At 64.9% G+C, this 14,775-nt stretch carries 12 protein-coding genes and 2 pseudogenes; 10 read left to right on the top strand and 4 right to left on the bottom strand.

Features of this window, described 5'->3' with window-relative positions; translation table 11 throughout:
• Positions 1-238: 238 nt before the first annotated feature.
• Positions 239-1,513 carry a phosphopyruvate hydratase gene (eno, locus tag D3874_RS10585; protein WP_119778054.1) on the top strand — a complete coding sequence of 425 codons (1,275 nt, stop codon included), beginning with the start codon at positions 239-241 and terminating at the stop codon, positions 1,511-1,513.
• 169 nt (positions 1,514-1,682) lie between these two features.
• Here eno and D3874_RS10580 read toward each other — a convergent pair whose 3' ends face one another.
• The 3 genes from D3874_RS10580 to D3874_RS10570 are packed head-to-tail and all read right to left on the bottom strand — an operon-like array spanning position 1,683 to position 4,456.
• On the bottom strand, positions 1,683-2,537 hold the full coding sequence (locus tag D3874_RS10580; RefSeq protein WP_199699017.1) for a glycine betaine ABC transporter substrate-binding protein: 855 nt from the start codon (positions 2,535-2,537) through the stop codon (positions 1,683-1,685).
• 26 nt (positions 2,538-2,563) lie between these two features.
• Positions 2,564-3,424, bottom strand: a complete 861-nt coding sequence (locus D3874_RS10575) for an ABC transporter permease (RefSeq protein WP_119782247.1) — start codon at positions 3,422-3,424, stop codon at positions 2,564-2,566.
• A 9-nt stretch (positions 3,425-3,433) separates the two neighbouring features.
• Positions 3,434-4,456 (bottom strand): quaternary amine ABC transporter ATP-binding protein, encoded by a 1,023-nt coding sequence (locus tag D3874_RS10570; protein WP_119778052.1) that lies wholly within the window; start codon positions 4,454-4,456, stop codon positions 3,434-3,436.
• A 285-nt stretch (positions 4,457-4,741) separates the two neighbouring features.
• Here D3874_RS10570 and D3874_RS27940 point away from each other — a divergent pair, with 285 nt between their 5' ends.
• Both D3874_RS27940 and D3874_RS10565 read left to right on the top strand, forming a co-directional pair.
• On the top strand, positions 4,742-5,647 hold the full coding sequence (locus D3874_RS27940; RefSeq protein WP_147385617.1) for a hypothetical protein: 906 nt from the start codon (positions 4,742-4,744) through the stop codon (positions 5,645-5,647).
• Positions 5,644-5,958: an FtsB family cell division protein gene (locus D3874_RS10565; RefSeq protein WP_119778051.1), complete on the top strand. Its 315-nt coding sequence runs from the start codon at positions 5,644-5,646 to the stop codon at positions 5,956-5,958. Before D3874_RS27940 ends, D3874_RS10565 begins: the two co-directional genes overlap by 4 nt.
• A gap of 94 nt (positions 5,959-6,052) precedes the next feature.
• Here the strand turns inward: D3874_RS10565 and D3874_RS10560 are convergent, their stop codons facing one another.
• Positions 6,053-7,198: an IS4 family transposase gene (locus D3874_RS10560; RefSeq protein ID WP_119775687.1), complete on the bottom strand. Its 1,146-nt coding sequence runs from the start codon at positions 7,196-7,198 to the stop codon at positions 6,053-6,055.
• Between the two features lie 415 nt (positions 7,199-7,613).
• Here D3874_RS10560 and pdhA point away from each other — a divergent pair, with 415 nt between their 5' ends.
• The 7 genes and pseudogenes from pdhA (at position 7,614) to D3874_RS10525 (ending at position 14,723) form a co-directional block, all read left to right on the top strand.
• A complete protein-coding gene (gene pdhA / locus D3874_RS10555; RefSeq protein ID WP_119778050.1) occupies positions 7,614-8,618 on the top strand; it encodes a pyruvate dehydrogenase (acetyl-transferring) E1 component subunit alpha in 1,005 nt (334 codons plus the stop codon).
• Between the two features lie 20 nt (positions 8,619-8,638).
• Positions 8,639-10,003 carry a pyruvate dehydrogenase complex E1 component subunit beta gene (locus D3874_RS10550; protein WP_119778049.1) on the top strand — a complete coding sequence of 455 codons (1,365 nt, stop codon included), beginning with the start codon at positions 8,639-8,641 and terminating at the stop codon, positions 10,001-10,003.
• Positions 10,004-10,018: 15 nt separating this feature from the next.
• Positions 10,019-11,295 (top strand): annotated as a pseudogene (locus D3874_RS10545) (pyruvate dehydrogenase complex dihydrolipoamide acetyltransferase).
• Positions 11,296-11,408: 113 nt separating this feature from the next.
• Positions 11,409-12,806, top strand: coding sequence for a dihydrolipoyl dehydrogenase (gene lpdA, locus D3874_RS10540; RefSeq protein WP_119778048.1), 1,398 nt, complete (start codon positions 11,409-11,411; stop codon positions 12,804-12,806).
• Positions 12,807-12,878: 72 nt separating this feature from the next.
• Positions 12,879-13,766: pseudogene (gene lipA, locus D3874_RS10535) on the top strand (lipoyl synthase); the annotation flags it as partial.
• Entirely contained in the window at positions 13,750-14,205 is a 456-nt protein-coding gene (locus D3874_RS10530) for a type II toxin-antitoxin system RatA family toxin (RefSeq protein ID WP_119778047.1), read from the top strand. The pseudogene lipA and the gene D3874_RS10530, both read left to right, overlap by 17 nt.
• Positions 14,205-14,723, top strand: coding sequence for an O-acetyl-ADP-ribose deacetylase (locus tag D3874_RS10525; RefSeq protein ID WP_233559904.1), 519 nt, complete (start codon positions 14,205-14,207; stop codon positions 14,721-14,723). Before D3874_RS10530 ends, D3874_RS10525 begins: the two co-directional genes overlap by 1 nt.
• Positions 14,724-14,775: the final 52 nt, after the last annotated feature.

Here is a 14,775-nt window from a genome sequence, read left to right as displayed (position 1 = left end):
CCCCGACCTGTGTCATGCCCGGTCGGGGTTTCTGGCGTTGGTTGGGAGAATAACCCTTTCTCCGTCATGGCCGGGCGAAGTCCCGGCCATCCACGTCGGCAAGCTGCCTCTTCCGTCAACGGACGTGCACTGTCCCGACGTGGATGACCGGGACAGGCCCGGTCATGACGATGGTTTTTCCCGATCAGCGCCCTCGCGCCGAGAGATGACACGGCACAATTGATCATCTGAGGACGCCATGACTGGTATTGCCGATATTCACGCCCGCGAGATCCTCGACAGCCGCGGCAACCCGACCGTCGAGGTCGACGTGACCCTCGAATCCGGTGCCTTCGGCCGTGCCGCGGTGCCCTCGGGCGCCTCGACCGGTGCCCATGAGGCGAACGAGAAGCGTGACGGCGATGCCCGCTATGGCGGCAAGGGTGTGCGCCTCGCCGTCGAGGCGGTGAACACCGAGATTTTCGATGCCCTGGTCGGCCAGGACGCGGAAGACCAGCTCCACCTCGACCGCCAGATGATCGACCTGGACGGCACCCCCAACAAGGCCCGCCTGGGCGCCAATGCGATCCTCGGCGTCTCGCTGGCCCTGGCCAAGGCGGCGGCGGAAGACCAGGGCGTGCCCCTGTACCGCTATCTGGGTGGCCCGACCGCCCGCGTCCTGCCGGTGCCGATGATGAACATCATCAACGGCGGCGCCCATGCCGACAACCCGATCGACATCCAGGAATTCATGATCCAGCCGGTGGCGGCCCCCACCTTCGCCGATGCCGTGCGCGTCGGCGCCGAGATCTTCCACAGGCTGAAGGCCGAGTTGAAGGCCGCCGGCCATGCCACCAACGTGGGCGACGAGGGCGGCTTCGCGCCCAACCTGAACGGCACCCGCGCGGCCCTCGACTTCATCATGAAGGCGATCGAAAAGGCCGGCTACAAGCCGGGTGTCGACGTCACCCTGGCGCTCGACGCCGCCTCGACCGAATTCTTCAAGGGCGGCAAGTACCACCTGGAAGGCGAGGGCAAGGTGCTGGAATCGGCCGCCCTGGTCGACTACTGGAAGGGTCTGGTCGAAGCCTATCCCATCGTCTCGATCGAGGACGGCATGGCGGAAGACGACTGGGCCGGCTGGAAGCTGCTGACCGATGCCATCGGTTCCAAGGTCCAACTCGTCGGCGACGACCTGTTCGTAACCAACCCCAGGCGCCTGGCCGACGGTATCGCGGCGGGCACGGGCAATTCGATCCTGGTGAAGGTCAACCAGATCGGCACCCTGTCGGAGACCCTGGAAGCCGTCGACATGGCCCACCGCGCCCGCTACACGGCAGTGATGTCCCACCGCTCGGGCGAGACCGAGGACTCGACCATCGCGGATCTGGCGGTTGCCACCAACTGCGGCCAGATCAAGACCGGCTCGCTGGCCCGTTCCGACCGCACGGCCAAGTACAACCAGCTCATCCGCATCGAGGAAGAACTGGGCGACATCGCCCGCTACGCCGGCCGTTCCATCCTGAAGGTTTGATCAATCGTCATTCCGGCGAAGGCCGGAATCCATTGAAGGGAAGCGCGGGGTCTCGCCGGCATTTCTTTCTCGTGGATCTCGATCTCCACGCCGATGGATCCCGGCCTTCGCCGGGATGACAAAGAAAAGGCCGGGCAGTTCGCCCGGCCTTTTGCGTTTCAGCGCCCGGTCACTTCCAGGCGGCGACCTTGTCCTTGTTCTCGTCCACCCACTTGCGGGCGGTGGCGGCCGGGTCGGCGCCGGCTTCGTTGTTCCAGACCATGACCTTCTGCTCGTCGTCGAGGCTAAGCGCGAAGGCGTTGAGGATGGCGTAGGCTTCCGGCTGGTCCTTGTCGAGGCCCAGGCGCACCACCGTGTTCACCGTCTCTTCGCCGCCGAACGAGGCCTTGGGATCGGCCAGGTACTTGAGCTGCCAGGTCGCGAACATCCAATGCGGCGTCCAGGTGGTGACGACGATCGGCTCCTTCTTGGCATAGGCATCCTTCAGCGCGCCGACCATGGTGGCATCCGATCCCTCGACCAGCTTCACCTTCAGGTCATAGTCCTTGATCGCCTTTTCCGAGGCGCGCATGAGGCCGGCGCCCGGATCGATGCCGATGATCTTGGCGCCCACCGCGTCCTCGTGACCCTTGAGGTCCTCGATCGAGTTGATGTCGGTCAGGTAGGTCGGCACGGCCCAGCCGATCTTGGCCCCGGTGACGTTGGGGCCCAGGTCGACGACCTTGTCCTTCAGCTTCTCGAAATAGGCCTGGTGGGTGGCGGGCAGCCAGGCGGCGACCATGGCATCGGCCTCGCCCGTGGCCACGGCCTGCCACATGGCGGCGCCCGACAGCGGCACGATCTTGACCTTGTAGCCCTTGTCTTCCAGCACCGTCTTGATGACGTTGGTGGCGACGACCGCATCCGACCATTCGACATAGGCGATGGTCAGGGACTTGTCCGCCGCCTGGGCGGCAGTGGCACCGGCGAGCAGGCCGAGGCCCAGCGCCGCGGCAGAAAGTCGTTTCAGCATTCCGTTCAGCATTGCAGGCCTCTTGGGGGTTGGGTGGGTCAGGACTCTTGGGTCTGCCTGTCGCCGCGCATGCGCTTGGCAACGTGCTGGGTAACGCGGTCGAGGATGACCGCGAGGATGACGATGGCGATGCCGGCCTCGAAGCCCTTGCCGGCCTCCAGCCGCTGGATGGCGCGCCAGACCTCGCCGCCCAGGCCGCCGGCGCCGATCATGGCCGAGATGACCACCATCGACAGGGCCAGCATGATGGTCTGGTTGACGCCGGCCAGGATGGTGGGCACGGCCAGGGGCAGTTGCACCTTCACCAGCTTCTGCATCCGGCTGGAACCGAAGGCGTCCGCCGCCTCGACCAAGGCAGTGGGCGTCTCGATGATGCCCAGCGCCGTCAGGCGGATGGTCGGCGGCATGGCGAAGACAATGGTGGCAAAGGCGGCCGAGACCGCGCCCAGGCCGAAGAAGGGAATGGCCGGGATCAGGTACACGAAGCTGGGCATGGTCTGCATCATGTCCAGCAGGGGGCTGATCGTGCGCCAGACCCGGCGGTTGAGCGCTGCGAAGATGCCGATGGGAATGCCGATCGCCAGGGCCGCGGCGGTGGAGAACAGCACCAGCACCAGCGACTGCACCGTGGCGCGCCACAATTCCAGGTTCCACAGGAACAGGAAGCCGGCGAGGGTGAGCACGGCGATGCGCAAGGTGGTGAGGCGCCAGACCACGGCCGCGATCACCAGGATGGTGGCCCAGGGCGGCAGGCCGGCGATGGCGGTGCTCGCGACATCGATCCAGTCGGCGACGATGTGGGAGATGGCGCGGGTGAGCCCTGAGAACTGCGTGGTCAACCAGTCCAGGGCCTGGTCGCTGAGCTCGTCGAGCGGGAATTTCGGCACGGTCCAGTCCATCACCCGCTCCTATGCCTGGCCGCGCGCAGCCAGCGCGGTGATCAAGTCGTGGGCACCGATCAGGCCGACCAGGTGCCCGCCGTCCTGCACGCCGATCTCGCCGCCGGCGGTGTCCAGGGCGCCCAGCACCTCGTGCAGGGTCATGGCCGCGGCCACGCGCGTCGCCGGGGCCGCGGCGACACCGTTGAGGGGCCGCATGATGGCGCCGGCGGTGATCACGCCCAGCACGTCGAGGTGGCTGGTGAAGCGGCGGACATAGTCGTCGGCCGGGCTGGTCAGCAGGTCGATGGCGGTGCCGTCCTGGACGATCTCGCCGTCGCGCATCAGCACGATCCGCCCGCCCAGGGCCACCGCCTCGTCGAGATCGTGGGAGACGAAGATGATCGTCTTCTTCAACTTCTTCTGCAACGTGACCAGTTCCTGCTGCATGTCGCGCCGGATCAACGGGTCGAGGGCCGAGAAGGCCTCGTCCATCAGCAGGATGTCGGTGTCGACCGCCAGCGCCCGGGCCAGGCCCGCGCGCTGCTGCATGCCGCCCGAAAGCTGGGAGGGGTAGCGGTCTTCCCAGCCCTTGAGGCCGACCTGTTCGAGCGCGGCCAGGGCCTTGGCCTTGCGGATCTCAGGCGCCACCCCCTGGATCTCCAAGCCGTATTCGGCATTACGCAGGATGCTGCGGTGGGGAAACAGGGCGAACTGCTGGAACACCATGCCGAATGTCTTGCGGCGGAAGGCCAGCAGGGCCTTGGGATCCAGTGCCATCACCTCTTGGGTGCCGACGGTGACGCCGCCGCTGGTCGGCTCGATCAGGCGGTTGATACAGCGCAGCGCGGTCGACTTGCCGCTGCCCGACAGGCCCATGACCACCAGGATCTCGCCCTCGGCGACATCGAAACTGACATTGCGCAGGCCGACGACGCAGCCGGTGGCGGCCAGGATATCGGCGCGCGAGGCGCCGTCATCGACCAGGCGCAGGGCGGGATCGATCTTCGTCCCGAAGATCTTGGTCAGGCCGCGTATCTTGACGCGAGGCATCTGTGTCCCGACCACCGTTCCCCCTCAAGCCATCCGGCAGGGGCAGGGATCTGCCCAAAAAATGTCGCTCATGTCCGCCCCTGGCGCCGCTTGCGCATATTCCAGGCATTATTTGAATAGTGCGGTGCAGCAGATTGAACGGATGCGACATGCGCCCTGAACGATCGGCGGCGGTGATCGGCGGGTTTCAACCCGTTGGCGCGCGAAAGAATTTTCTGCGCTCACCTGGCCTTGATCTTGCCGTAGTTGCTGGCGACCGTTGGGCAGCGGGTCACGAGGTAAAAGATGCGCAGTATCGCTAGGCACTTGTTCGACAGCGCCATCTTTGGATTACTTTTTGCGGTATTGCCTACTATCGGCTTCTTGGTGGCAGTTTATCTTTTTGCTGGCGGTCACCCGCATTGGAGCACACCTCTCAAAGCGTTTGTACCGTGCTTCCTAGCGGGTTTGTTCTGCTGGTTTGCGTTTGCGTCGCCGGTAAACCAGCCTTGGCAGCGATCGCTGATCATCGGTGCCGCCGCGGCAATTGCTACGCCAGCGATCTTCCTTTGGTTAACATGGCTGCTGACGCCTGCCGATGCACACCATGGCATTTTGTATGAGGTCCTTTTTGTGGCTAGAGATGTGTCGCGCGCGCTTCCGTTCCTTGCGTTGATCGCCTTTGGTTGCTCATTTCTGGTAAGACGAAAGCAGGCCTTAAGCGAGATAAGTAGGGAAATATTCCCATTTTCATTAACGGTACTGTTACGAAATGCGGTCATCTACGGACTGCTGCTCGGCCTTTCCCTTGGTTTGACGGCCAACATATTTGACGATTATTTTGTTATCCATAATACAAATCAAGAATCAGTGTGGATTTCGTTGCTTACTATGCCGGCGGTCGTGTGGCTCGGTGTATTCTGGAATGAGCCGGGGCCTGGGATTCAGAAAGCCTTGCTTGCAGCGTTTATGGCGGCGGTAATGATACATGTGCTTGCAATCCTATTGCATTCACTCAGGTACCCCTGGGAGCACGCATTCCCCCATACACACATCCCCGGCGAGATTCTGTTTTGGGTTGGTTTTAATTTTAAGGAGACGGCGCTGGTAATGCTTCCAGTCACTGCGATTGTCACGATCGTCTATAGTTTGTTTGTAAGATGGCGGAATCAATTGACCGCTGAATCCGCTCATGATTCAATCCGCCCATGACTCTCGCCAATGAACTTCGCCGTCGGACGCGCCAGGCCATCGTGCCGGTGGTGGCGATCTGTGTGACCGGGTATTTCGGCTATCACCTGGTGCAGGGCGACTATGGGCTGGTGTCGTGGCTGCGCCTCAGCCATGAGATCGAGGAGACCAAGGCGCAACTGGCGCAGGTTTCCGAGCAGCGGGAGGCGCTGGAACGCCGCGTGTCCCTGCTGCGCCCCGAAAGCCTCGATCGCGACATGATCGAGGAGCGGGCGCGCGTCACCCTGGGCTTCGCCCACGAGAACGACGTGGTCATCCTCAATCCGCAGTGATGGCGGCGCCTGTCGGGCCGCCGAGCCTCCTTTACGCACTGCTCTCTTCGTCATGGCCGGGCGAAGTCCCACGGCTGTCCGGTTAAGATTACGCTCATAGCCAGCTCATCTGGTTGGGGTCGATGCGTTGTCTTGGCTCGGCCCCGATTAGCCGGTCGAGCCGTCGGCGGTGCATGAGGTTTGCGCGCACCAGGCGGGCGAAGGCGAGCGGGCTTTGAACCGTTTGCTGGGCGGCCTGGGCCAGGCGCAACAGCAGGAAGGCGATCAAGGCGACGGCAACCTGAATGCGGACCGCGTTCTCGCTGGTGCCGAGAAAGCGGCGGATCTTCAAGGTCTGCTTGACCCAGCGGAAGAACAGCTCGATGGCCCAGCGCCGCTTGTAGAGGTCGGCGATTTCCTGGGCGCTGGCATCGAGATCGTTGCTCAGGAGGCGCAGCACCTTGCCGGTTTCGATCGTGATGCAGACCTCGCGGACGGGGGCGGAGAACGGGTTCTTGCGGTTCGTGGCCTGGCGCCGCGGCAGCAGGCCGACGCGGTCGGACAGGATGTTGGCAGCGCCCTCGGGCAGCGGCCGTTCGGCGGTCACCGTCAAGGGCGTGTTGGACTTGAAGCGCGTGACGATGCGGCACCCGGCGGCGTCCAGCCCGGCCCACCAGGCGTAGTCGTAGTAGCCCAGGTCGAAGACATAGGTCGCCCCCGCTTCGATGGGCATGGCCTGGGCCGCGGTGATGTCGTTGACCTTGGCCGGGGTGACCGCCGCATAGATCGGCCGGTCGGCATCGGGGTCGTAGATGACATGGGCCTTGGCGCCGCAGGCATTGGCTGAGAAGCGCGCCCACTCTGCCGCCACGCCGGTCAGGCGGATGCTGGTCGAGTCGATGAGATAGGTGGCTTCACCCACGGCCCGGCGCAGGCCGCGCCCGGCACCGGCGACCATGGCGGCGAACAACGCGCTGAACACTTCACTGGGGCGCCCGGCATTGGCGTCGGCCAGGGTCGAACGCGACACCGTACGCCCGCCGACGTGATAGAGCCGCGCGGCATGGCTCTCCAGGCCCGCGACGATCTCCCGCAGGCTGCTCGCGCCGGACAATTGCCCGTACAGCAGGGCGATGAACTGGCTCTTGGTCGGCAGCCGCCGGACCCGGCGATCGGCCTGATGCGCCGCGGTCAGTTGCTCGAACCGATCCCAAGGAACCCACTTCAGCAGATCGTGGAAAACGCTATTGTGGTGTCGCACGGTGTTGCTCCGATTTCATGTCCAGGAGACGCGCCAACGTCTGAACATGAGTAGAATCAACACCGTGCAACCAGTCCACTAAAACTAAACCGGACAGCCGTGGGCGAAGTCCCGGCCATCCACGTCGGCAAGCTGCCTCTTCCGTCAACGAGCTTGCACTGTCCCGACGTGGATGCCCGGGACAAGCCCGGGCATGACGACAGGGGGGCGGCGGGGGTGATCTGAGGGCGACTACAGGGTGATCTGACAGTTTTTTCCCGAGATCCGCATGGTGCTGCACGCTGCGCTGCAGCAAGTCATGCAAATTTGCATGGGTGGCCGTTTAATCGGTTGTCCGTCATGCGCGTTTCACTAATCTGCGCTTCCATCAGATCCCGGAGCGGCCATCAAGGGCCGACGACAGCAGGAGACGCCGATGGCAAAGAGCGCGCAGAAGAAGCCGGCAGACGAACCGGTCAACGCCACGCCAGGGCCTGAACTCCTCCACTACTATCGCGAAATGCTCCTGATCCGCCGCTTCGAGGAGAAGGCGGGCCAGATGTACGGCATGGGCCTGATCGGCGGCTTCTGCCACCTCTATATCGGCCAGGAAGCCGTGGTCATCGGCATGCAGGCGGCGCTGAAACAGGGCGACGCGGTCATCACCGGCTACCGCGACCACGGCCACATGCTGGCCTGCGGCATGGACCCCAAGGGGGTGATGGCCGAACTGACGGGCCGCATCGGCGGCTATTCCAAGGGCAAGGGCGGCTCGATGCACATGTTCAGTGCCGAGAAGCAGTTCTACGGCGGCCACGGCATCGTCGGCGCCCAGGTGCCGCTGGGCACCGGCGTGGCCTTCGCCATGAAGTATCGCAAGCAGGACAATGTCTGCATCGCCTATTTCGGCGACGGTGCCGCCAACCAGGGCCAGGTCTATGAGAGCTTCAACATGGCGGAGCTGTGGGGCCTGCCCATCGTCTATGTGATCGAGAACAACCAGTATGCCATGGGCACGGCCGTTGCCCGCGCCTCGGCCCAGACCCAGCTTCACCGCCGCGGCGACAGCTTCAACATCCCCGGCCGCCTGGTCGACGGCATGGACGTGCTGGCGGTGAAGGCCGCCAGCGAAGAGGCGGTGGCCTGGGCCCGTGGCGGCAAGGGGCCGATCCTGCTGGAGATGAAGACCTACCGCTACCGCGGCCATTCCATGTCCGATCCTGCCAAGTACCGCACCAAGGAAGAGGTGCAGAAGATGCGGACCGAACACGACCCGATCGACCGTGCCCGCGACCTGATCCTGTCCACCAAGCTGAGCGACGAGGCCGGCCTGAAGGCCATCGATGCGGACGTGAAGCAGGTCGTGGCCGAGGCCGCCGACTTTGCCCAAACCAGTCCCGAGCCGCCCGAGAGCGAGCTCATGACCGACATTCTGCGCTGAGCGGGCGAGGATAAAAGAAAATGGCCGTAGAAATTCTGATGCCCGCGCTCTCGCCCACCATGACCGAGGGCAAGCTCGCCAAATGGCTGGTGAAGGAAGGCGACACCATCAAGGCCGGCGACGTCATCGCCGAGATCGAGACCGACAAGGCGACCATGGAGGTCGAGGCGGTCGACGAGGGCAAGATCGCCAAGATCCTGATCGCCGAGGGCACCGACAATGTGGCGGTGAACACCGCCATCGCCATCGTCGCCGCGGAAGGCGAGGATGCCTCGGCCGCACCGGCCCCCAAGGCGGCGCCGGCACCGGTGGCCGCACCGGCCGCGGAGGCCCCGAAGGTCCCGGCGGCGCCGATCTCGACGGGCGGCGAGGCCAACCCGGCCGGCGACCTGCCCGCCGGCCCCACCGTCACCATGACCGTGCGCGAAGCCTTGCGCGATGCCATGGCGGAGGAAATGCGCGCCGACCCCGACGTCTTCGTGATGGGCGAGGAAGTGGCGCAGTACCAGGGTGCCTATAAGGTCACCCAAGGCCTGCTCGACGAATTCGGCGCCACCCGCGTGATCGATACCCCGATCACCGAATACGGCTTTGCCGGCTTAGGGGTAGGCGCGGCTTTCGCAGGGCTGAAGCCGATCGTCGAATTCATGACCTTCAACTTCGCCATGCAAGCGATCGATCACATCATCAATTCCGCCGCCAAGACGCTTTATATGTCGGGCGGCCAGCAGATCTCGCAGATCGTCTTCCGCGGCCCCAACGGCGCGGCGTCGCGCGTCGGCGCCCAGCACAGCCAATGCTATGCCTCCTGGTACGCCCATTGCCCGGGCATGAAGGTGGTGGTGCCCTATAGCGCCGCCGATGCCAAGGGCCTGCTGAAGGCCGCGATCCGCGACCGCAACCCGATCGTCTTCCTGGAAAACGAGATGCTCTATGGCAAGAGCTTCGAGGTGCCGACGGCCGATTACGTCCTGCCCATCGGCAAGGCGCGCATTGCCAGGCCGGGCAAGGATGTAACCCTGGTCGCCTTCTCGATCAGCGTCATGCATGCCCTGGCCGCGGCCGAGATTCTGGCGGGCGAGGGGATCGACGCCGAGGTGATCGACCTGCGCTCGGTCCGCCCGCTCGACATCGAGACGGTGGTGCGCTCGGTCCAGAAGACCAATCGCGCGGTGACGGTGGAAGAGGGCTGGGCCGCCTGCGGTATCGGTTCGGAGGTCTCGGCCCTGATCATGGAACAGGCCTTCGACTATCTCGATGCCCCGGTGCTGCGGGTAGCGGGCAAAGACGTGCCCATGCCCTATGCCGCCAATCTCGAGAAACTGGCCTTGCCCAATGCGGGCGACATCGTGGCGGCGGCCAAGGCCGTCCTCTACCGCGCCTGACGGGGGAGCAGACAAATGGCCATCGAAATCCTGATGCCGGCGCTTTCGCCCACCATGACGGAGGGCAAGCTCGCCAAATGGCTGGTCAAGGAAGGCGACACCGTCAAAGCCGGTGACATCATCGCCGAGATCGAAACCGACAAAGCCACCATGGAAGTGGAGGCGGTGGATGAAGGCACCCTCGCCAAGATCCTGGTGGCCGAAGGCACTGACAATGTCGCGGTGAATACGCCCATCGCCCTGATCGCCGCGGAAGGCGAGGACGCCAAGGCGGTTACCGCCCCGGCTGCCAAGGCGGCACCGGCACCCAAGGCGGCCGAAGCGGCACCGGCGGCCCCCGTTGCAGCACCGGCAGCACCGGTCGTGGCCGCCCGGCGCCGGCGACAGGCACGCGCGTGTTCGCCAGCCCGCTGGCCCGGCGGATCGCCAGGGATTCCGGCGTCGACTTGGCGTCCGTGAAGGGCTCCGGCCCGCACGGCCGCATCGTGAAGGCCGATGTCGAGACAGCGGCCAAGGCACCGCGCGCCCCAGCGCCCGCGGTGGCACTTGCCGCGGCACCGGCACCCGTGGCGGCCCCCAAGCCGGCCCCGGCCGCCTTGCCGTTCCCCGAAGGCTCCTACGACGTCGTCCCCAACGACGGCATGCGCAAGACCGTGGCGCGGCGCCTGTCCGAGGCCAAGCAGACCATCCCGCATTTCTATCTGACGATCGACTGCGAGCTGGACGCCTTGCTGGCCCTGCGCACCAACCTTAACGCCAAGTCGCCGGTGAAGATCTCGGTCAACGACTTCATCGTCCGCGCCTGCGCCCTGGCCCTGAAGAAGGTGCCGGCGGCCAATGCGAGCTGGACCGACGAGGCGATCCTGCGCCACCGCCACGCCGACGTGGCGGTGGCGGTTGCCATCGATGGCGGCCTGATCACGCCGATCGTCTTCAATGCCGAGGCCAAGGGCCTGGCGGCGATCGCGACCGAGACCAAGGACCTGGCCGAGCGGGCGCGCACGCGCAAGCTGAAACCCCAGGAATACCAGGGCGGCACCTTCTCGATCTCCAACCTCGGCATGTTCGGGATCAAGGAATTTGCCGCCGTGGTGAACCCGCCCCATGGCGCGATCCTGGCCGTGGGCATGGGCGAGAAGCGGCCGATCGTGAAGGACGGGGCCCTGGCCATCGCCACCCTGATGACCGTCACCCTGTCGTGCGATCACCGGGTGGTCGACGGCGCCGTGGGCTCGCAACTGCTGGCCGCCTTCAAGGGTCTGATCGAAGACCCCATCACCATGATGCTGTGATTCTTCAACCGTCATTCCGGCGAAGGCCGGAATCCATTGGGCCGTCGCGCGTTGGACGACGATGGATCCCGGCCTTCGCCGGGATGACGCCCGAGATAGAGAAGGACTGAGAGATGGCTGAGACATTCGACGTCATCGTCGTCGGCGGCGGGCCGGGCGGCTATGTCGCGGCGATCCGCGCCGCGCAACTGGGCCTCAAGACCGCGGTGGTGGAGCGCAAGCACCTGGGCGGCATCTGCCTCAATTGGGGCTGCATCCCGACCAAGGCCCTGCTGCGTTCGGCCGAGGTGTTTCATTACATGAACCATCCCGGCGACTACGGCCTGTCGGCCGAGAAGGTCTCCTTCGACATCAAGAAGGTCGTCGAACGCTCCCGCGGGGTCGCCAAGCGGCTCAACAGCGGCGTCACCTTCCTGATGAAGAAGAACAAGATCACGGTGATCGACGGCGAGGCCAAGCTGACCGCCGCGACCAGCGTTTCCGTCACCAAGGATGGCAAGCCGGTCGGCGACTACGCTGCCAAGCACCTGATCGTGGCGACCGGCGCACGCCCGCGCAACCTGCCCGGCCTGGAGGGCGACGGCAAGCTGGTCTGGATCTATTTCGAGGCCATGGTGCCCGAGGCCATGCCGAAGTCGCTGCTGGTCGTGGGGTCGGGTGCCATCGGCATCGAATTCGCCAGCTTCTACCGCACCATGGGGGCGGAAGTGACGGTGGTCGAAGTCCTGCCGCAGATCCTGCCCGTGGAGGACGAGGAAATCGCCGCCCATGCCCGCAAGCGCTTCGAGAGGCAGGGCATGAAGGTGCTGACCGGCGCCAAGGTCTTGGGCCTCAAGAAGGGTGCCGACACCGTCACCGCCACGATCGAGGATGCCAAGGGCGGCAAGAGCGAAATCACCGTCGACCGGGTGATCTCCGCCGTCGGCGTCGTCGGCAATATCGAGAACCTGGGGCTCGAGGCCTTGGGCGTCGCGACCGAGAAGGGCTGCATCAAGATCGACGGTTTCGGCCGCACCAATGTGCCCGGTCTGTATGCCATCGGCGACGTCGCCGGCCCGCCCATGCTGGCCCACAAGGCCGAGCACGAGGGCGTAATCTGCGTCGAGGCCATCGCCGGCCTCAACCCGCACCCGATGAAGAAGGAGCAGATTCCCGGCTGCACCTATTGCCACCCGCAGATCGCCTCGGTGGGCCTCACGGAGAAGAAGGCCAAAGAAGCCGGTTACGCGGTCAAGGTCGGCCGCTTCCCCTTCACCGGCAACGGCAAGGCGATTGCGCTGGGCGAGGACCAGGGGTTGGTGAAGACCATATTCGACGCCAAGACCGGGCAACTGCTGGGCGCACACATGGTCGGGGCCGAAGTTACCGAGTTGATTCAAGGCTTTGTGGTCGCCATGGGGCTGGAAACCACCGAGGAAGAATTGATGCACACGGTGTTTCCGCATCCCACCCTGTCGGAAATGATGCACGAGGCAGTGCTTGACGCTTACGGCCGGGCCATTCACATCTAGGCCATGACGATGACCGATCTCCCCGCGGGCACCGCCACCCCCACCCAGGTGGCCGCGCCGACACGCAAGCCCAAGCCCGACTGGCTGCGGGTGAAGGCGCCGACCAGCCCCGAATATGCCGAGACCCGCGCCATGATGCGCCGGCTGAAGCTGAACACGGTGTGCGAGGAGGCGGCCTGCCCAAACATCGGGGAGTGCTGGAAGAAGAAGCACGCCACGGTGATGATCCTGGGCGACACCTGCACCAGGGCCTGCGCCTTCTGCAACATCAAGACCGGCATGCCGATGCATCCCGATCCCGACGAGCCCGACCATGTCGCGGTCGCGGTCGGCGAGATGGGCCTGGAGCATGTGGTCATCACCTCCGTCGACCGGGACGACCTGGCCGACGGTGGCGCCAGCCAGTTCGTGAAGGTGATCGCGCGCCTGCGCGAGACGGCGCCGCGAACCTCGATCGAGATTCTCACTCCCGACTTCCTGCGCAAGGATGGCGCGGTGGAGGCGGTGGTGGCGGCCCGGCCCGACGTCTACAACCACAACATGGAAACCGTGCCGCGGCTCTACCCCACGATCCGGCCGGGCGCGCGCTATTTCCACTCCCTGCGCCTGCTGCAGCAGGTCAAGGAACTGGACCCGACGGTGTTCACCAAATCCGGCATCATGGTCGGCCTGGGCGAGACCAAGGCGGAAGTCTACCAGGTGATGGACGACCTGCGCTCGGCCGAGGTCGACTTCATCACCATCGGCCAGTACCTGCAGCCGACGCCCAAGCATGCCCCGGTCGATCGCTTCGTGACCCCGGCGGAATTCGCCGACTATGCGATCATGGCCCGGGCCAAGGGCTTCCTGATGGTCTCGGCCTCGCCGCTGACCCGCTCGTCGCACCACGCGGGCGAGGATTTCGCCCGCCTGAAAGCCGCCCGGGAGGCGCAGCTCGCCGCCCATGCCACGCTACGCTGAAGTCAAGACGCTGCCCTACAGTCCGGGGCAGCTCTACGACCTAGTTGCCGACATCGCCCAATATCCCGAGTTCCTGCCGTGGTGCGTGGGCTCGCGCATCCGTGCGCGCTCGCAGAGCCTGATCATCGCCGACCTGATCATCGGCTATAAGGCCTTCCGCGAACGCTTCACCTCGGCCGTCACCTTGAAGCCGCCCTACGATATCGACGTGACCTTCACCGAAGGGCCCTTCGCCTACCTGAAGAACCATTGGCGCTTCATGCCGATGCCCGACGGCAGCGCCGGCTGCGTGATCGACTTCCTGGTCGATTTCGAATTCCGCAACAAGGTCTACACCCAGATGATCGGCGGCGTCTTCGAAGACGCCGCCCGCCGCATGGTCTCCGCCTTCGAGACCCGCGCCCACGCCCTGTACGGCGAGCCGAGCGCGGCGGCGTGATGATGTCCGTCGCCGACCGTATCGAATTGCGGCGAGGGGATATCACCAAGCTTGTTGTCGATGCGATCGTGAACGCGGCCAATTCGTCGCTGCTGGGCGGCGGCGGTGTGGATGGTGCGATCCATCGGGCTGCCGGGCCGGGGCTGGCGTTGGAATGCCGGATGCTCAACGGCTGCAAGACAGGTCAGGCCAAGATCACCGGCGGGCACAAGCTGCAAGTCAAGCACGTCATCCATACCGTAGGCCCGGTGTGGAACGGCGGTAATCACGGCGAGCCGGCCCTGCTTGCCGCCTGCTACGCCAACAGTTTCCGCCTTGCGGCCGAGCACGGCCTGCGCACCATCGCCTTCCCGGCGATCAGTTGCGGCATCTATCGCTACCCCATCGAACAGGCAACCGAGATTGCAATGGCGGAGACGCTGAAATTCCTCTCGGTGAATGACCTGCCCGAGAAGGTGACTTTCGTCGCCTTCTCAGACGAGATTTTTCAAGCCTATTCAACCCGGCTGCCGGCTTGAAACGAAGTTTCACCGCCGTCATCCCGGCGGAGGCCGGGATCCATGCTGGGGT

Source organism: Oleomonas cavernae (assembly GCF_003590945.1).
Taxonomy (GTDB): Bacteria; Pseudomonadota; Alphaproteobacteria; order Zavarziniales; family Zavarziniaceae; genus Zavarzinia; species Zavarzinia cavernae.
This window is presented reverse-complemented; position numbering and strand designations above follow the sequence as displayed.